At 33.9% G+C, this 18,595-nt stretch carries 19 protein-coding genes; 16 read left to right on the forward strand and 3 right to left on the reverse strand.

Going from position 1 to position 18,595, the window contains the following annotated elements:
• Positions 1-308: 308 nt before the first annotated feature.
• Together AC1Q7L_RS02005 and AC1Q7L_RS02010 are read right to left on the reverse strand one after the other, a co-directional pair.
• A complete protein-coding gene (locus AC1Q7L_RS02005; protein ID WP_492305632.1) occupies positions 309-1,628 on the reverse strand; it encodes a dihydrolipoamide acetyltransferase family protein in 1,320 nt (439 codons plus the stop codon).
• Between the two features lie 63 nt (positions 1,629-1,691).
• A complete protein-coding gene (locus AC1Q7L_RS02010) occupies positions 1,692-2,519 on the reverse strand; it encodes an SAM hydrolase/SAM-dependent halogenase family protein (RefSeq protein WP_410690706.1) in 828 nt (275 codons plus the stop codon).
• 418 nt (positions 2,520-2,937) lie between these two features.
• Between AC1Q7L_RS02010 and AC1Q7L_RS02015 the strand changes: the two genes are divergently transcribed.
• From AC1Q7L_RS02015 to AC1Q7L_RS02040, 6 genes are all read left to right on the forward strand, one after another.
• Complete coding sequence (locus tag AC1Q7L_RS02015) at positions 2,938-3,894, forward strand: PhoH family protein (protein ID WP_410690704.1); 957 nt, start codon at positions 2,938-2,940, stop codon at positions 3,892-3,894.
• 99 nt (positions 3,895-3,993) lie between these two features.
• Positions 3,994-4,638 (forward strand): porin family protein, encoded by a 645-nt coding sequence (locus AC1Q7L_RS02020; protein ID WP_492305631.1) that lies wholly within the window; start codon positions 3,994-3,996, stop codon positions 4,636-4,638.
• 130 nt (positions 4,639-4,768) lie between these two features.
• Positions 4,769-5,437, forward strand: a complete 669-nt coding sequence (locus AC1Q7L_RS02025; RefSeq protein WP_410690703.1) for a porin family protein — start codon at positions 4,769-4,771, stop codon at positions 5,435-5,437.
• Between the two features lie 146 nt (positions 5,438-5,583).
• The gene (locus AC1Q7L_RS02030) at positions 5,584-6,093 is read left to right on the forward strand and encodes a hypothetical protein (protein WP_066758078.1); all 510 of its coding nucleotides are present in this window, start codon (positions 5,584-5,586) and stop codon (positions 6,091-6,093) included.
• Positions 6,094-6,302: 209 nt separating this feature from the next.
• Positions 6,303-6,965: an outer membrane beta-barrel protein gene (locus tag AC1Q7L_RS02035; protein ID WP_492305630.1), complete on the forward strand. Its 663-nt coding sequence runs from the start codon at positions 6,303-6,305 to the stop codon at positions 6,963-6,965.
• Between the two features lie 97 nt (positions 6,966-7,062).
• On the forward strand, positions 7,063-7,722 hold the full coding sequence (locus tag AC1Q7L_RS02040) for an outer membrane protein (protein WP_492305629.1): 660 nt from the start codon (positions 7,063-7,065) through the stop codon (positions 7,720-7,722).
• Positions 7,723-7,804: 82 nt separating this feature from the next.
• Here the strand turns inward: AC1Q7L_RS02040 and ffh are convergent, their stop codons facing one another.
• Positions 7,805-9,163, reverse strand: a complete 1,359-nt coding sequence (ffh, locus tag AC1Q7L_RS02045; RefSeq protein WP_066758088.1) for a signal recognition particle protein — start codon at positions 9,161-9,163, stop codon at positions 7,805-7,807.
• Positions 9,164-9,357: 194 nt separating this feature from the next.
• On the opposite strand from ffh, the gene AC1Q7L_RS02050 reads away from it, so the two are divergent.
• The 10 genes from AC1Q7L_RS02050 to AC1Q7L_RS02095 all read left to right on the forward strand — a co-directional run bounded on the left by AC1Q7L_RS02050 (position 9,358) and on the right by AC1Q7L_RS02095 (position 18,578).
• A complete protein-coding gene (locus tag AC1Q7L_RS02050) occupies positions 9,358-9,729 on the forward strand; it encodes a hypothetical protein (RefSeq protein ID WP_410690700.1) in 372 nt (123 codons plus the stop codon).
• A gap of 59 nt (positions 9,730-9,788) precedes the next feature.
• Positions 9,789-10,892 carry a F0F1 ATP synthase subunit A gene (atpB, locus tag AC1Q7L_RS02055; RefSeq protein ID WP_410690699.1) on the forward strand — a complete coding sequence of 368 codons (1,104 nt, stop codon included), beginning with the start codon at positions 9,789-9,791 and terminating at the stop codon, positions 10,890-10,892.
• Positions 10,893-10,933: 41 nt separating this feature from the next.
• Positions 10,934-11,125: an ATP synthase F0 subunit C gene (gene atpE / locus AC1Q7L_RS02060; protein ID WP_027384648.1), complete on the forward strand. Its 192-nt coding sequence runs from the start codon at positions 10,934-10,936 to the stop codon at positions 11,123-11,125.
• A 90-nt stretch (positions 11,126-11,215) separates the two neighbouring features.
• Positions 11,216-11,713 (forward strand): F0F1 ATP synthase subunit B, encoded by a 498-nt coding sequence (locus AC1Q7L_RS02065; RefSeq protein WP_410690698.1) that lies wholly within the window; start codon positions 11,216-11,218, stop codon positions 11,711-11,713.
• A gap of 2 nt (positions 11,714-11,715) precedes the next feature.
• The gene (gene atpH, locus AC1Q7L_RS02070; protein ID WP_410690697.1) at positions 11,716-12,255 is read left to right on the forward strand and encodes an ATP synthase F1 subunit delta; all 540 of its coding nucleotides are present in this window, start codon (positions 11,716-11,718) and stop codon (positions 12,253-12,255) included.
• A gap of 18 nt (positions 12,256-12,273) precedes the next feature.
• On the forward strand, positions 12,274-13,851 hold the full coding sequence (gene atpA, locus AC1Q7L_RS02075; RefSeq protein WP_410690696.1) for a F0F1 ATP synthase subunit alpha: 1,578 nt from the start codon (positions 12,274-12,276) through the stop codon (positions 13,849-13,851).
• Between the two features lie 85 nt (positions 13,852-13,936).
• A complete protein-coding gene (gene atpG / locus AC1Q7L_RS02080) occupies positions 13,937-14,806 on the forward strand; it encodes an ATP synthase F1 subunit gamma (RefSeq protein ID WP_410690695.1) in 870 nt (289 codons plus the stop codon).
• Between the two features lie 101 nt (positions 14,807-14,907).
• On the forward strand, positions 14,908-16,266 hold the full coding sequence (locus tag AC1Q7L_RS02085) for a hemolysin family protein (RefSeq protein WP_410690694.1): 1,359 nt from the start codon (positions 14,908-14,910) through the stop codon (positions 16,264-16,266).
• 12 nt (positions 16,267-16,278) lie between these two features.
• Complete coding sequence (locus AC1Q7L_RS02090; RefSeq protein WP_072406158.1) at positions 16,279-16,584, forward strand: ATP-dependent Clp protease adaptor ClpS; 306 nt, start codon at positions 16,279-16,281, stop codon at positions 16,582-16,584.
• 149 nt (positions 16,585-16,733) lie between these two features.
• Positions 16,734-18,578 (forward strand): T9SS type A sorting domain-containing protein, encoded by a 1,845-nt coding sequence (locus AC1Q7L_RS02095; protein ID WP_492305628.1) that lies wholly within the window; start codon positions 16,734-16,736, stop codon positions 18,576-18,578.
• Positions 18,579-18,595: the final 17 nt, after the last annotated feature.

Raw genomic sequence — 18,595 nt, forward strand, 5'->3', positions numbered from 1 at the left:
CTTGTTTAAACTTTTTTATTTAACCACAAAAGATACAAAAGGTTAGATGTACTATTTATTTAAGTTCATAATAAACGGCAAATAAGAACACATAAGTTTTTAAAAATCTTTGATTTTTATTCTTTTGAGGACTTTTGCTTTCAAAAGTATCCAAATTTTAAATCACTCCATCATGTCTTTTGTGGTTAAATAAAAAAGTTTAAACAGGCTTTTATTTAAATCTAAAATTAAAAAACCTCCGAAAAATAAATTTCGAAGGTTAATTATATTTGATTGGCAAAAATTTCTCATTACCAATTATTCATTACTTATACTTCCGTGTTCATATCCCAGTTCTGAAGATAATCGTGAACATGTTTCAGAAACATACCTCCAAGAGAACCGTCTACAACTCTGTGGTCATACGAGTGAGACATAAACATTAACTGACGGATTGCGATTACATCACCATCTTTAGTTTCAAGAACTGCAGGCTTCTTAACGATGGCTCCGATTGCCAAAATAGCTACCTGAGGCTGAGGAATAATAGGAGTTCCCATTAAGTTTCCAAAGCTTCCTACGTTAGAAATAGTATATGTTGCACCTTGAGTGTCCTCAGGTCTTAATTTTTTATTTCTTGCTCTATAAGCTAAGTCATTGATTGCTTTTGCAAGACCAGACAGAGATAATTGATCTGCATTTTTGATAACAGGAACAATAAGATTTCCGTCTGGAAGAGCAGTAGCCATACCGATATTGATGTTTTTCTTCTTGATGATGTTCTCACCATTAATAGAAACGTTGATCATTGGATAATCCTGAATAGCCTTTACAATCGCTTTTACGAAAATCGGCATGAAAGTTAATTTTTCACCTTCACGTTTTTCGAAAATATCTTTATGCTTATTTCTCCATTTTACAACGTTGGTAACGTCTGTTTCGATGAAAGAAGTAACGTGTGGCGCAATATGTTTTGCTTTAACCATGTTTTCAGCGATGATTTTTCTCATTCTGTCCATTGGAATGATCTCGTCACCTGCTGCTACTGAAATTGGCGTTGCAACCGCAGTTGTTGCCACTGGTTTTGGAGCTGATACAGCAGGAGCCGAAACTGCCTGAGTTGTTTGAGGTTGATTCCCTCTGTTAGCTACATGAGCTAAAATATCTTCTTTCGTAATTCTTCCTTCTAAACCGCTTCCTTTGATGGTTTTAAGTTCAGTTTCAGAAATGTTTTCCTGTTGAGCGATAGATTTTACAAGAGGTGATAAATAAAGATCTCCTGAATATTCTACATGTGAAGTAGCTGTAGGGTTTAAAGCTCCTTCAATCGTTTTTAATGTTTCAGCATCCGGAGCTGAAGTTGGAGTTTCCGTTTTCACTTCTTCTGACGCTGTATTTCCGCCTTCTCCTTCAATTTCTAAAATAGCAATGGCTTCACCAACTTTGGCAACTTCGTCTTTTTGCTTTAAGATTTTCACAATTTTCCCCGAAACTGGTGTCGGAACGTCTGAATCTACCTTATCTGTTGCAATTTCTACTACGGAATCATCCTCTTTTACACTATCACCTTCATTGAATAACCAAGTGATAATTGTCGCTTCCATAACACCTTCTCCCATGGAAGGAAGCAATAATTTGTATTCTGCCATTTTTAATTTTTAGATTTTGACAAATATATAAAAAAAATCGGTTTTTTTATGAAATGTATAATTTTAGAAAAATTGAATGTAAATATTCTCGCCTACGTTCAATCCAAACAAAGATTTTGCCCCATTTTTTTTGCTGCCTTTGTAGATCGTAAGTTCTAAAAGCTGACTGTCATTGAAAATTGCCGCCGACTGTCCATGATACTCTGTCTCCCTTTCCCAGTCGGAAACCACTTCAGTATGGCTTTGAAATATCTTTGAAAGCGTTAAGTTTCTGAATTTTATAGTGAAATTTTCATACCCTTTGCCTGTACTTTCGAAAATTTCTTTGTTGATATTTGAAATTATATTTCCGAAATTATCAATGTATGTTACCTCTCCAATAATCATTCTTTCCGGCTCATTATAAACAGGTTTCGGGAAGAAAAGTTCTTTTACGGTATCAATTTTTCTTCCGATAACTTCCGGAAGACCGCCATTTGCCAAATGTACTGCAGCAGGAACAAAAACATCGGTTGATGTAAAGTTCACCACATCATCGAACCTGTTGTTCAGCGTAATTTCGTAGATAGCTTCAGGTTTAATATCAAAAAAAACTAAACTTAAAAGTCCATTATCTGCTGCCAGAAAATAGGAGTCGTTTGCTTTATATAAAATATTTTTTCTTGATTTATGGAAAAAACTGTCTACCGCCAAAATATGAATACTGCCTTTCGGGAAGTATTTATGGGCATTTCTAACGATATAGGAAGTTTGTATAAGGTTGAATGCCTGGATATCGTGGGTAATATCAACAATAGTAACCTTCGAATTCAGAGACAGAATCTTGCCTTTGACAGCCGAAACCCTGTAATCTAAATTTCCGAAATCCGAAGTAAGCGTAATAATTGACATTTTGTAATTCTAGAATGATAGTTTTTGCAAATTTATTTAAAATAAAGGGAATTAGGAGAATTTGAATCCTTAAAAATATCCTAAAAATGAATAAAATAAAGGCTTACAGTTATAAATTGATTTAAAGTTAAATATTAAAAATTTAGAATCTATATTGAATTTATGAAATGTAAAGATCAATAATTTTTAAGTTTGGATTTTAATTTTGTTTTTAAAAAGACTGTTAAGGTTGTGATGATGTAATAAACAATTTGTTTTGTTGTTGTGATTTTAATGTGAAATTGATAATTGTTTAGTAATGTTCTATTTAGATCAGAAGATTTGTTACGATATTATTAAAATGGTTGTTTGTGGATAAAAATTTAAGATCTATTTGAAAAAAAACTCTAAATTTAGATTCTAATCTAAAAATATTTGCATGTTTGAATTAACGTATGATTTGGAAGATATTGATTCAAAAATCTTCTATGGAGTTAATAACCAATATTTCAATTTAATAAAATCCAGCTTTCCGACGCTTAAAATTACGGGAAGAGATCATTATATTTTTGCAATGGGAAATCAGGAAACTCTGGATGTTTTCAGACAGAGACTTGATGATATTGTAAAATTTATTTCTAAAAATAATTCTATCGAACTAAAAGACGTTGAAAATATTCTTAAAATAAAAGATGAGAACGAAAAACAGTTGATTTTTGATCAGGATATTATCGTAAAAGGAGTAAACGGTAAAATTATTAAAGCTAAAACCGCCAATCTTAAAAAATTAGTAAGAGAAACTGAGAAAAAAGATATGGTTTTTGCCATTGGCCCAGCAGGAACGGGTAAAACATATACGAGTGTAGCTTTAGCGGCCAGAGCGTTAAGAGATAAAGAAGTCAAAAGAATTGTTTTAACGAGACCAGCCGTGGAAGCAGGGGAGAGCCTTGGGTTTTTACCGGGAGATCTTAAAGAAAAGCTTGATCCGTATTTGCAGCCTTTATACGACGCGCTTCGCGACATGATCCCTCATGAAAAACTGGAAGGTTTTATGGAGAAAAAAGTCATTGAGGTTGCTCCATTAGCTTTTATGAGAGGTAGAACTCTTGATGACGCCTTTGTTATTTTGGATGAAGCTCAAAACACGACTCATGCTCAGATGAAAATGTTTTTAACCAGAATGGGGATGAATGCGAAATTCATTATCACAGGAGATCCAACTCAAATTGATTTACCTCCGAAACAAAATTCAGGGTTAAAAGAAGCGATGAGAATCTTAAAAGACGTAAAAGAGATTGGTTTTGTTCACCTTACAGAAGAAGATGTTGTGAGACACCCTGTTGTGAAAAAGATTATTCTCGCCTACAACGAAGAAGATAAAAGATCGAAAGATTAAATTTTTGTTAATCAAAAATGATGTTTAAGTGAAATGATGATTTGTTGGAATTGGACTTGAGAAATTGAGTTTATTTTAGCATTAAATCTAAACTTAACCATGAAAAAACTTTTGTTTTTGTCCTTTTATTTATTAATTGGGATTCAATTAAACGCTCAAAAAAATACTTTAGGAATCAAAACCGGCTTAGGACGTTCTACTTTGAAAACGGACTATGCGGGTTCTGATTCCTATTTTGATTCTAAAGGAAAACTTTCAGCGTATGTTGCTGGTTTTGCTGAACATAAGCTTAATGAAAATTGGGCTTTACAAGGTGAAATTGGCCTTTCGATTGTAGGTGGAAGAAATGTGTTTTATGAAGACGGACACTCTGAAAATGTGAATGCCATTACATTAGGTAAGCTGAATATTCCTTTAATGATTAAATATTATTTCAATGAAAAAGTTAATATAAATGCAGGCATAGCCCCAAGTTTTATCTTAGAAACCATGAGTAAAGACCGAAATAACGGAAAGATATTTTCAAATATTTTCGGTGATGAAATTGATATTAAAAAGTATGTAAAAGTTTTTGAAGTCAATCCTTTTGTAGGAATTGAATTTCATCTAAGTAAAAAAATCTTCTTTGATGCTAGATATACTTTTGGAATTTATAATATCGGAAAAGAATTTCAAGGCGAAGGATTTGAAGTGTTAAAAAGCAGTTCTTTGCAGTTTGGAGTAGGTTTTAAATTCAAAAAATAACTTTTTATACGATGCTCTAAACTATCTTTAATTGATAATATCTATGCAATTACTAATATATTTTTGTTAAAATTTGTTAATTCGAAAAATTTTATTAGTTTTGCGGCACAATAATTTAAAAACTAATACAATGAAAAAACTTTTACTCGTTGCAGCAATAGCTGTACTAGGTGCGAATGTAAACGCTCAGGAATTTAGATTCGGACCTAAAGTAGGTTTTGCAATGTCAACAATCAAAGTTGATGAAAAGCAAGACGATTTAGAAAAAAGAAAAATGGATCCTAAATATACTTTCTACATTGGAGGTATGGCAGAATACAAAATCAATGATAAATTCGGTTTTCAGGCAGAGGTTTTATACTCTCCACTTGGAGCAAAAGAAAAGATTGACGGAGTAAATGCAGGAGGAATTTATTTTGGTGAACAAACCAAAGTTACTTTCGGGACACTTCTAGTACCGATTTCTGCTAAATATTTTATCACAGAAAACTTATCTGTTGCTGCTGGTGCTAACTTCGGAGTTATCCTTACTGCTAAACAAAAAACTGTAATTGGTTCAGATCTTATCAGCATAGATATAGAGGATGAGGACGGTTCAGGTGAAATCGATATTAAAGATGATATCAAAAAATTAAACATTGCTCCATTTGTAGGTGTAGAATATATGCTTGAAAACGGACTTTTCTTTGATGCAAGATATAGCTTAGGAGTATCTAACCTTTCTAATGATAACAGCGGTGGTAAAATCACTAATAGCTTCGCACAAGTAGGTGTAGGCTTCAAATTCGGGAATAACTAATATTTCTAAATAGTTTAAAATATAAAAGGCAAAACAGGTTTACTTGTTTTGCCTTTTTTTGTTATATAAAGGATATTATTAACCACCCAACTTTTAAAAAAGAAAATAATTAGTAATTTTGAGCCCAGTAATTTAAAATTATTAAAATGAAAAAATTGTTATTATTAGGAGCTTTTGCTCTTTTGGGTGGTGCTATGCAGGCTCAGGAAGGATTCAGATTAGGTGGTCATGTTGGTGCTCCGCTAGGTGATGCTTCCGATGCAGCCAGCGTTACAGTAGGTATAGACGCAGCTTATATGTGGAATATTGCCAAAGGTTTGGACATTGGTGCTACTACTGGGTATTCTCATTTTTTTGGAAAAGACAATGTAGATGATTTTGGTTTCATTCCAATTGCAGCCTCCGGAAAATATAAATTTGCTAAAATTCCTCTTTTCGTAGGATTGGATCTTGGAGCGGCAATTTCTACTAAAGATTATATCAATAGTGGTTTGTATATCGCACCAAGAGTAGGATATCAAATGAAGAGAGCTGAATTGTATTTAGGATTCCAAAATATTGCAAGTAAGTATAAGAATCATGACTATTACTGGTATGGTGACAACAACTATAACTTCGGAGCGATTAACTTTGGTGTTAATTTCTTCTTAAAGTAATATATTTAAAAAGAACCATTTTAAGACTCCGATTGCAGAATTGGAGTTTTTTTATGAAAAATATTGCTAAAAAAATACAAACAAGTGTTTAGTGTATTTTATCTCTAAAATTGGCAATTTTTGTGAATGATATTAATCACATTAACAAATTTTAATATTCGTGGTACCCGCTGTAAATTTGCCGTCAGAAAGTATTAAAATTTTATAAAATGAAAAAATTATTATTAGCGGGTGCTGTTGCACTTTTCGGTTTATCTAATGCTCAGATTGCAAAAGGAACTGCATATATTTCAGGACAAGTAGGTTATTCTCAAGAAGAAAACAACAATAACGACAAAAAAGTAGAAAGTTTTAAAGTTATTCCTACTGCAGGATATTTCGTTGGAACTAACCTAGCTGTAGGTTTAGGAGTTGGTTACAAGAATGATAAAACTACTACAACTTCAACTTTAGTATCTCCTGTTGGAACTGCAATATCAGAAAATAAAGATACTACATCTGCATTTGTTGTTGCTCCTTTCGTAAGAAAATACTGGACTATTGCTGACAAATTATATATCTTCGGTCAACTTGAAGTTCCTATGGAATTCGGTCAAGTAAAAGAAGAAGGTGTTACAACTACAACTGTAGGAAGTACTGTTAGCACAAATTCTGTTTCTGACAAAGCAAACTATACTTCAATCGGAGTAAACATTAAGCCAGGTTTGGATTATTTCTTAAACAAAAACTGGTCTATCGAAGCTACTTTCGGTGAATTTGGATACAATACTTCTAAATTTGACGTTGATGGAGCTAAGAGTGTAAACAACTATAAATTCGGTTTGAATTTATCAGCTGTAACTTTCGGAGTTAAATATGTTTTCGCTAAATAATTAACGAAACATCAAAAAAATAGAGTCCTAAGATTAATTTCTTAGGGCTTTTTGTCTGTAAATAAAACTTAAACTTTTAATTAAAAATTAAATAAACATGAAAAAATTACTATTAGCTGGTGCAGTTGCACTTTTTGGCTTATCTAATGCTCAAATGACTAAAGGTGACTGGGTAATCAGCGGAAGTACTGGTTTCTCTTTCAACAATATCACTCAGAAACAAACTGTAGGATCAGACTCTGCTGACGGTCCTAAAGTTAGCACAATTAACTTTACACCTTCTGTAGGATATTTTGTTATGGATAAATTTGCAGTAGGTATCGATCTTGATTTAACGAGCATCACTACAAAATTTGACGTATCTGATATCGATTACAAGAGCAAGTCTACGCTTACAAACTTCTCTGTTATGCCTACAGCAACGTATTATTTTGCAAACGGAACTAAGTTTGTACCTTATTTAGGAGCTGGAGCAGGTTTTGCAACAAACAAAACTAAATCTTCTGAGACTTTAGCAGGTGTTACAGACTCTTCAGACGATACAGCAAGCGGATTTACTTGGAAAGTAAAAGGTGGTGTTAATTATATGATTACACAGTCTTTTGCACTTAATGTTGGTCTTTCTTACAACCAATTCACAAGCAAGCAGGATATTGACGGAAGTTCAGATCAGTTCAAAAACAGATACAATAACTTTGGAGTGAATGCAGGTTTTTCTTTCTTCATCAAATCTAAAGCTCAAAAATCTGATAAATAATCAATTTATTTTAGCTTAAAAATAAAAAATCCGACTCAATTTTGAGTCGGATTTTACTTTTATATAGAGCTTTTACTATTTCTTATTTTCCCATTCCGCCCATTCCCGGCATGTTTGGCATCTTGCTCATCATCTGCATCATTTGCTTACCTTGAGGGCCTTGCATCATCTTCATCATTTTACCCATTTGATCAAATTGCTTCATCAATTGGTTTACATCTTCAATTTTTCTACCAGCACCTCTTGCAATTCTCTGCTTTCTCTGAGTATTGATGATTGAAGGTCTTCTTCTCTCATCCGGAGTCATAGAATAAATGATCGCTTCAATATGTTTGAATGCATCATCGCTGATTTCAACATCTTTAATGGCTTTTCCAACTCCCGGGATCATTCCCATCAAGTCTTTCATGTTACCCATTTTTTTGATCTGATTAATTTGCTTTAAGAAATCATCAAAACCAAACTCGTTTTTAGCGATTTTTTTGTGAAGTTTTTTAGCTTCTTCCTCATCAAACTGCTCCTGAGCTCTTTCTACTAAGGAAACAACGTCTCCCATTCCTAAGATTCTGTCGGCCATCCTTTCTGGGTAGAAAACATCTAAAGCCTCCATTTTTTCTCCTGTAGAGATAAATTTGATTGGCTTTTCTACAACAGAACGAATTGTTAATGCAGCACCACCTCGTGTATCACCATCTAATTTAGTAAGAACAACTCCGTCAAAATTTAAAGCATCGTTGAACGCTTTCGCTGTATTTACAGCATCCTGACCTGTCATTGAGTCAACTACGAATAGCGTTTCATTAGGTTTAATGAAATAATGAACAGATTTAATTTCGTTCATCATCTGCTCATCAATCGCCAAACGACCTGCAGTATCCACAATTACAACATCATGACCGTTTGACTTTGCAAAAGCAATTGCATTTTCAGCGATCGTAGATGGGTTTGTAGAACCTTCTTCAGTGAAAACGGGAACACCAATTTGTCCACCTAAAACTTTCAACTGTTCAATTGCAGCCGGACGATAAACGTCACACGCAACCAATAAAGGCTTTTTATTTTTTTTCGTTTTTAAATAACTCGCTAATTTTCCGGAGAAAGTTGTCTTACCGGAACCTTGCAAACCTGCAATAAGAATAACAGACGGTTTTCCTGAAAGATTAATTCCTTCCTGAGAACCTCCCATTAACTCTACCAGCTCGTCATGAACGATTTTCGTCATCAATTGTCCCGGAGTAAGCGATGTAAGAACGTTTTGTCCCAACGCTTTATCCTGAACTCTTTTCGTAAGGTCTTTTGCTACTTTATAATTAACATCGGCATCTACCAATGCTCTACGAATCTCTTTTACGGTCTCCGCAACATTGATTTCTGTAATTTTTCCACGTCCGGAAATATTTTGAAGCGCCTTGTCTAATTTATCCTGTAAACTATTAAACATATTTATTTGTAAATTATAGGTTGCAAAAATAAGGAATTTTTGGTAGATGCAAAGTATAGAACACGTAATATTATATATAAGGATAAAATCATGGGAGTAAACGCTGTCATATTATAATTAAAAATCATATTTTTGCGCCAAATAGAAATACATATCGGTTTACATCAAAACTGTAAACAGTAAATAAATTTATAATGAAACCTAATCCTAATATTCTAGTTGTTGTATTATTCTTTTTAACATTCTTGATTCATTTTTCTCTTTGGAAATTTGTTTATCATTTAGATGAAATCATTATTATTAAATTTTATCTTTTCCTAAGTGTAATGTTTACGATGATGATCACGCTTATTATTTTAATTAATAGAGTAGCACCTCAATTCTTAGGATTATCAGTAGTAGGATTGATCCTTATAAAATTCGGATTAATGTACCTTATAAGGAAAAAATTGAATCTCGAAGTCATTCCAGGTTATAAATTTCATTTCATAATACCATATTTTGTCCTGACAACGCTGCTTACATATTATGCGGTCACGCTTATTAATCATGACAAAAAACAGTAAAATTATTTATTGAAAATAGAAAAAAAATTCTATTTTTGCACAACGAAAAAAACCTATCAATGTTTAAGAAATTTGCAGTTTTATTCTACAGTATTTTTGTGTTAAGTTTAGTCTCTGCACAACATGGCGAGTCCAATGCTAGTGCTGTAGCTGCTCCGGCAAAAGAGCTTTCAGAGAAAGACAAAGTTACTAAAGAAAACAAAGAGTTTATTGATCATCACTTATTGGATGCTCATGATTTTACATTTATGGTTGACAAAGAAGGTCATCACATAGGTTTTCCTCTTCCTGTTATTTTTTATGATAACGGTTTTCACTCTTTCATGAGTAATAAAGAAGGTTTTATACATGGTGAGCCAACAGAAGTAGATGGTTCTTATTATAAATTGCACCATGAGAAAATTTATAAAACCGATGCGACTGGAGCTTTATCACTAGGTAAAGATGGTCACCCTACTAATGAAAAGCCTTTAGATCTTTCTATTACTAAAAGTGTACTTATTATTTTCTTAGTGGCGGTTGTGTTGCTTGCAATCTTTATAGGTATGGCTAGATCATATAAGAAATCAGTTGTTCCTACTGGAGCTGCTAGATTCTTAGAGCCTCTAATTATTTTCGTAAGAGATGAGATTGCTATTCCAAATATCGGACACAAGTATAAAAGATTCATGGGATACTTATTAACTGTATTCTTCTTTATACTTTTCTTAAACGTATTAGGATTAATGCCTTTCGGAATCAATGTTACAGGTAATATTACAATGACATTCTTCTTGGCTATTCTTACATATTTAATTACTACATTTTCAGCTAATAAAGATTATTGGAAACACATCTTCTGGATGCCGGGAGTACCTGTACCGATGAAATTTATTATGTTACCAATTGAATTATTGGGAACAATCACTAAACCTTTTGCATTGATGATCCGTCTTTTTGCAAACATGACAGCTGGTCACATTGTAGTAATGACTTTAATTGGATCAATTTATATTTTTAATAACTGGATTGCAGGAGTGGCATTCCCATTCTTAACATTAGTAATTTATTTATTAGAAGTATTGGTAGCGTTCCTACAAGCTTATATCTTTACAATGTTATCAGCTTTATTTATTGGAATGGCTGTTGAAGAACACGAGCATAGTCATACTGCTCATCATTAATTAACAATTTTTTAGAAACAATTTTTTAAATTATATTTATTATGGAAATCCCTAGAATTATTGGTGCAGGTCTTATCGTACTTGGAGTAGGTATCGGTCTTGGTAAAATCGGAGCTGCTGCTCTTGAAGCTATCGCTAGACAGCCTGAGCAATCTGGAAAAATCCAAACTGCTATGCTTATTGCGGCTGCACTAGTTGAAGGTGTTGCATTTGCTGCGTTATTCGCATCATAAGCCAATCAAAACAAAAAAACATTGTTGTAGCGGTTGGCTACAACAATGTTAATTTAAGAAAAAAGTAATAATTTTTTATACATTAATATAATGGAATTAATTCATCAGTTTTCATCAGGATTATTTATTATCCAGTCTGTTATTTTTCTAGCACTATTATTTTTGTTAGGTAAATTCGCTTGGAAACCTATTTTAAAATCTATTAATGATAGAGAAACTTCTATTGTTGACGCTTTGAATCAAGCTAAATTGGCTAGAACTGAAATGGAAACATTAAAAGAAGACAACGAAAGAATCATTCGTGAAGCTAAAATCGAAAGAGATGCTATCCTTAAAGATGCTAGAGAAATTAAAGATAGAATCGTAGGTGAAGCTAAAGATGCTGCTAAAACTGAAGGAGATAAAATGATCGAATCTGCTAAACAGACTATCAATGCTGAGAAAAATGCTGCAATGGCAGACATCAAATCTCAAATTGGTACTTTATCTGTAAACATTGCTGAGTCTATCTTGAAACAAAAATTAGACAACAGTGAAGCTCAAAACGAGTTGGTTCAAAATTATTTAAACAAATCTAATCTTAACTAAGAATGCTTACATCTAAAGTAGCTAAAAGATACGCGCAGGGTTTGCTTGAGTTCACTAATGAAACAGGCCAAACAGCTACTGTATTTTCTGAAATGAAAGATGTTGCGAAATTGATGTCTCAGTCTACGGATCTGAACAAATTTTTCATGACACCTTACATTGATGCTAAAAAGAAAGTAGAGGTAGCAAAAGAGATTTTCAAAGGTTTATCTGTTTCTTCTCAAAATTTAATCACATTGGTTATCAGACATGGTCGTGAAAATCAATTGAAAAATATTGCTCAGGAATATATCAATAAAGTTGAAGATATTAATGGAGTACAGAGAGTAACTCTTACTACGGCAACTCAACTTTCGAAAGAAAATATTGATCAGATATTAGGATCTACAAACTTAGTAAAAGCAGGTTCAAACTTTGATTTGAAACTAAATGTAAATCCTGATCTTTTGGGAGGATACATATTAAGAGTAGGAGATCAGCAGGTAGATGCCTCTGTGAAATCTAAGCTTAATCACATTAAAAAAGATTTTCAATTAAATTAAGAAAAAAACAACCATACAATGGCAGAAATAAATCCGGCAGAAGTATCTGCGATCTTAAAACAGCAATTGGCCAACTTCGATACTCACGCAAACGTTGAGGAAGTAGGTACAGTTTTAACCATCGGTGATGGTATTGCTCGTGTATACGGGTTAGAAAACGTACAATACGGAGAGTTGGTGAAATTTTCTAGTGATGTAGAAGGTATTGTACTTAACCTTGAAGAAGACAACGTTGGTGTTGCTCTACTTGGTGAAAGTAAATTAGTAAGAGAAGGAGATACAGTAAGAAGAACAAACAGAATCTCTTCTATTAAAGTAGGAGAAGGTATGTTGGGTAGAGTAGTTGATACTCTTGGTAATCCTATCGATGGTAAAGGTCCTATCTCTGGGGAATTATACGAAATGCCATTGGAAAGAAAGGCTCCTGGAGTTATCTTCAGACAGCCGGTAACTGAGCCTTTACAAACAGGTATCGTTGCAATCGACTCTATGATCCCTGTAGGAAGAGGACAGAGAGAGCTTATCATTGGTGACAGACAAACAGGTAAAACTACTGTTGCAATTGATACGATCATCAACCAAAGAGAATTTTTTGATGCAGGAAATCCTGTATATTGTATATATGTTGCTATCGGGCAAAAAGCTTCTACAGTAGCACAAATCGTTAAAACTCTTTCTGATAAAGGAGCTTTAGCATATACTGTAATTGTTGCTGCAAACGCATCAGATCCAGTTCCAATGCAGGTATATTCTGCAATGGCAGGTGCATCTATCGGTGAGTTCTTCAGAGACACTGGTAGACCGGCATTGATCATCTATGATGATTTATCTAAACAAGCGGTAGCTTACCGTGAGCTTTCTCTACTATTGAGAAGACCACCGGGACGTGAGGCTTACCCTGGAGACGTTTTCTATCTTCACTCAAGATTATTGGAAAGAGCTGCAAAAGTTATCGCTGACGATAAAATTGCTAGTCAAATGAATGATTTACCTGAGTCTTTAAGACCTCTTGTAAAAGGTGGTGGTTCATTAACTGCACTTCCAATTATCGAAACTCAGGCTGGTGACGTTTCTGCGTATATTCCAACTAACGTAATCTCTATTACTGACGGACAGATCTTCTTGGAGTCTGACTTGTTCAACTCAGGGGTTCGTCCAGCGATCAACGTTGGTATCTCTGTATCGAGAGTAGGAGGTAACGCTCAGATCAAATCAATGAAAAAAGTTTCTGGTACACTTAAATTAGACCAGGCTCAATATAAAGAACTAGAAGCGTTCGCGAAATTCGGTTCAGACCTTGATGCTTCAACTTTAGCGGTTATCTCTAAAGGTGAAAGAAACGTAGAGCTTCTTAAGCAGCCAGTAAATTCTCCACTTCCTGTAGATAGCCAAGTTGCTATGATCTATGCAGGTACAGAGAACTTAATGAGAAACGTTCCTATCAAAAAGGTTAAAGAATTCCAAATCGAATACATCGCTTTCTTAAGATCTAAGCACCCTGAAACTATGGCTGCTCTTAAAGCTGGGAAAATTGATGATTCAATTACAGGTGTTCTTAAGCAGGCTGCTAGTGATTTAGCTGCAAAATATAACTAAAAATTAGTTGATGATTGTTGGTTGATAGTTGACAGAATTTTCTAAAACTAGCAACCAACAACCGACAACCAACAACTAACCCAATATGGCAAACTTAAAAGAAATACGAGGAAGAATCAGTTCAATTTCATCTACGATGCAAATCACGCGTGCTATGAAAATGGTTTCCGCTGCGAAACTTAAAAAAGCACAGGATGCAATCGTAATGTTAAGACCTTATTCTGAAAAGCTACAGGAGATCATCCAGAATGTAAATTCTAGTTCAGATCCTGACCAGGTTTCTATTTATGCTCAAAAAAGAGAGGTTAAAAGAGTACTTTTCATCGCTGTAACTTCAAACAGAGGTTTGGCGGGTGCTTTCAACTCTAATGTTGTAAAGGAACTTAATATTCAGTTTCAGAAGAATGCTCAATACGAAATTGAAGTTCTTACAATTGGTAAAAAAGCTTACGATGCTGTAAGAAAGACTCGTTCTGTTTACTCAAATGAAAGCGCCGTTTTTGATAATCTGAACTTTGAAGCAGTTTCTAATCTTACTGAAGCAGCAATGAGCAGTTTCAAAGAAGGGAAATTTGACGAAGTTTATGTAATTTATAATAAATTCATCAATGCTGCGACACAGGAAGTTACTACAGAACAAGTTCTGCCTATCTTAATGGCTGAAGTTGATCCTACAGAGCCTCAAGTGGAAACAGATTATATTTTTGAGCCAAATAGAGCTGAAATTTTAGATAATTTAATTCCAAAATCTATTAAAACTCAGGTTTTCAAAGCTGTTTTAGATTCTGTAGCGTCTGAGCACGGTGCGAGAATGACAGCAATGCATAAAGCAACTGACAACGCGCAGGAGCTTAAAAATGATTTGGTAATTTTCTACAACAAAGCAAGACAGGCAGCTATTACAAACGAAATCTTAGAGATCGTTTCAGGAGCAGAAGCCTTGAAAAATTCGTAAAGAATTAATTTAACAAAATATTAAAGCATCGATATTCTCGGTGCTTTTTTTGTTATTTTTATTTTGTATATCTTTGTATCAATTAAATATATAATTTCTAAATGGACTCGGACATAGTCAGGCTTTTACTAGCCGTATTTCTTGTATTATTAAATGGCTTTTTCGTAGCCGCAGAATTTTCAATTGTTAAAGTTCGTTACTCACAAATCCAGTTAAAGGCAGCCGAAGGTAACTCCATGGCAAAACAGGCAGAGCACATTATTAAACATCTTGATGAGTATTTATCTGCTACACAGCTTGGTATCACGTTGGCATCACTTGCTTTAGGTTGGGTTGGAGAAAGTGCTCTCCACCATGTTGTTGACAATATTTTCCATTCCTTGAATGTAGAAATGGCGCAGACAACAATTACCACAATTTCAGTGGTTACCAGTTTTGTTTTAATTACGGTGATGCATATTGTATTTGGAGAATTGATTCCTAAATCAATTGCGATCAGAAAATCGGAAGCAACTACAATGGCAACAGCAGTTCCGTTGAGAGTTTTTTATACGGTCTTCAAACCATTTATTTGGTTGATGAATTTGATGTCGAATACTTTCTTAAGATTGGTGAAAATTCACCCGGCATCTGAACAGGAGATCCATTCAACAGAAGAACTTCAGCTTTTGGTAAAACAAAGTGCTGATAGCGGTGAGATTGAAGAAGAGAACTATGAGATCATTAAAAATGCGTTTGATTTTACAGATCACTCCGCAAAACAGATCATGGTTCCTCGTCAGAATATTACTTCAATTGATTTTGAAGAGGATATTAATGAAATAATCAATAAAATTATGGATAGCGGGTATTCAAGAATCCCTGTTTATGTTAATTCTATTGATAATGTGATTGGTATTTTATATACAAAAGAAATCATCAGAGAGTTTGTTAAGAGAAAGGGCGAGCTTAGTCATGATGATCTTAAAGAATTAATGCGTGATGCATTCTTTGTTGTCGGAAGTAAGAAAATTTCAGATTTATTGAAGACTTTCCAACAAAAGAAACAGCATTTAGCTATTGTAATTGATGAATTTGGTGGTACTGAAGGTATCATTACTTTAGAAGATATTTTGGAGGAGCTTGTAGGTGAAATTCAGGATGAAGAGGATGATGAAGAAAAATTGGTAGATAAAATTGGTGAAAATACGTATTGGGTACAGGCTACACAGCCTTTAGATGAAATCAATGAACATTTACCGAAGAAATTACCTCTTTCTGAAGAAAGTGAATATAACTCACTAGCCGGTCTTATTCTTCATGAATTAGAAGATATTCCGGAAGAAAATCAGGAATTCGACTTATTAAATTATCATTTCAAGATTTTGAAAATGAATAACAAGAGCGTTGAGCTTGTAGAATTGGTTTATGATGAACCAAATAGCCTGAGTGATCTGGCTGAAAAATTAGGGGAAGTTTAAAAATAATTAAAAATGATTTTTTATAACAGTATAAAAGATTACGAAGATCCAAAACGCCAATATGAAGAAGAAGTTCTGGTATTGGAAGAAACGGATGATGTTTATAAATTGATCTTGCATAACGATGATATTCATACCTTTGATTATGTAATTGATTCTCTTATAGAGATTTGTAAACATACGTTAGAACAGGCCGAGCAGTGTACAATGTTGGTACATTACAAAGGCAAATGCACAGTGAAAACAGGATCTATGGATATTGTGAAGCCTATGCATGAAAAACTTATTTCAAGGGAATTAACTAGCGAAATCGTATAAAATAAAAGCTCTAACAATTTGTTAGAGCTTTTTTATTGTAGGTTTCATATTTTGTGATATTTTAATGTTTTTTTAATAATTATTGTCAAAAAACATTGGTATTTCGATAATCTTTTTTATTTTAGCTAAATAACATTAAAAAACATCATATGAAATTAAAAATTAACTCTTTAATTCTGGGCTGTGTACTCTCTTGCTCAGCATTAGCGGCGCAGGAATCGTCGTTAGAAGCTCCGGCTAAAAGGTGGCTCACTGAAAATTCCAGAAGTTTGGGAATTCAGAATTTTAGTCAGCTTAAATTAAATTTCGTCAAGAAAGGAAGTACTGGAGAAACATTACGTTTTCAGCAGATGATTAAGGAAGTGCCGGTTTTTCAATCAGAAATCGTATTACACTTTAACAAAGAAGGAAAAATAACTTATACTTCTACAGACAGTTTTAAAAGAGATATTAAAGATATCAATACAAATCCGTCTATTGCAGCTTCAGAAGCTCTTCAAAAAGCTCATACAGCTTCAAAAACTAAAGGAGAAATCACTTTTGAAGAAAATAAATTATTAGTTTATCTTACAGAAAACGGAGAAACTAAATTGGTTTACAGAATTCTTACCAACTCTCACGACAATCCTGGAAGCTGGGAAACAATCATAGATGCACAAAACGGAAACGTATTAAGCGTAAAAGATATTGCAAATTATCATCATGGTAAAAATGAAGCTCCAAAACCGACAAAAAAAAATCAAAAAAAAGAGGTAAGCGCTAAAAAAGTTCTGGTATCTGGTTCAGGATATATTTTCAATCCGGATCCACTTTCTCAAATGCAGGTTGCGTACGCAGGACAGTATCTTGACAACAATGATGCTACCAATGCAAGTTTAGATGCAGCGAGAACTTTAGTTACAATCCCGGAATTGGATTTCACAGGCGGAGTTTATAAATTAAAAGGATCTTATGCAGAGATTAAAGACTTAGAAACACCTTCTACAGGACTTTTTACTCAGGCAACCAATCAATTCTTATTTAATAGAAATGATCAGGGATTTGAAGCGGTAAATGCTTATTGGCACGTTGATAACAGCTTACGTTACATTAATCAAACATTAAATATTGCTTGTATACCATTAACGAATGCAGGAATATTATGGTACGATCCGCATGGATTGGACGGTGATGATAATTCTTATTACAGTAACGGAAGATTAGTTTTCGGAGAAGGAGGTGTAGATGATGCTGAAGATGCAGACGTTGTTTTGCATGAATTAGGACACGGACTTCACGATTGGTTAACCAACGGAAGTTTATCTCAGGTTCAGGGATTAAGCGAAGGTTGCGGAGATTACTGGGCGCAGTCATACAGTAGAAGTTTAAATCAATGGCCTTCATCAGCACCAGCCTATAACTGGATGTTCAGCTGGGATGGTCACAATGAATATTGGGCAGGAAGAATCACCAATTACACTGTTTTGTATCCTGGATCAGGAGCGATTCATACAAGAGGGCAGATTTGGGCTTCTGCATTGATGAGAATATATAATAAAATTGGGAAGGCAAAAACCGACAGAGCCTTTTTAGAAGGATTATCAATGACGGATTCAAGCACAAATCAGCAAAATGCAGCTATTGCTGTAAGACAGGCTGCTATTGATATGTTGGGAACTTTCGGATATACTTGTAGCGATATCACTACAATGACGCAGGAATTTACAGCTGCGGGATATACTTTGCCAGCTTACAATTGCGTCTTAAGCGTAGATGATGTTGCTAAAAAAGAAATTATCGCTATTTATCCGAATCCGGTTACTGATATCTTGAATATTTCAATGAAAGTAAACAAAGAAGAAAAAGTAGAAGTTTATAATATGGAAGGAAGAAAAGTATTGGAAACTACCATTAATAATGGGAAAAACACAATCAATGTTTCTCATCTTCAGACAGGAGACTATATTTTAAATATCAAAGGAATAGATTTATCTACTAAATTTATCAAAAAATAAGACTTAAAAAAGTTGAA

This window comes from Chryseobacterium sp. GW823-FHT05E08 (assembly GCF_058795655.1).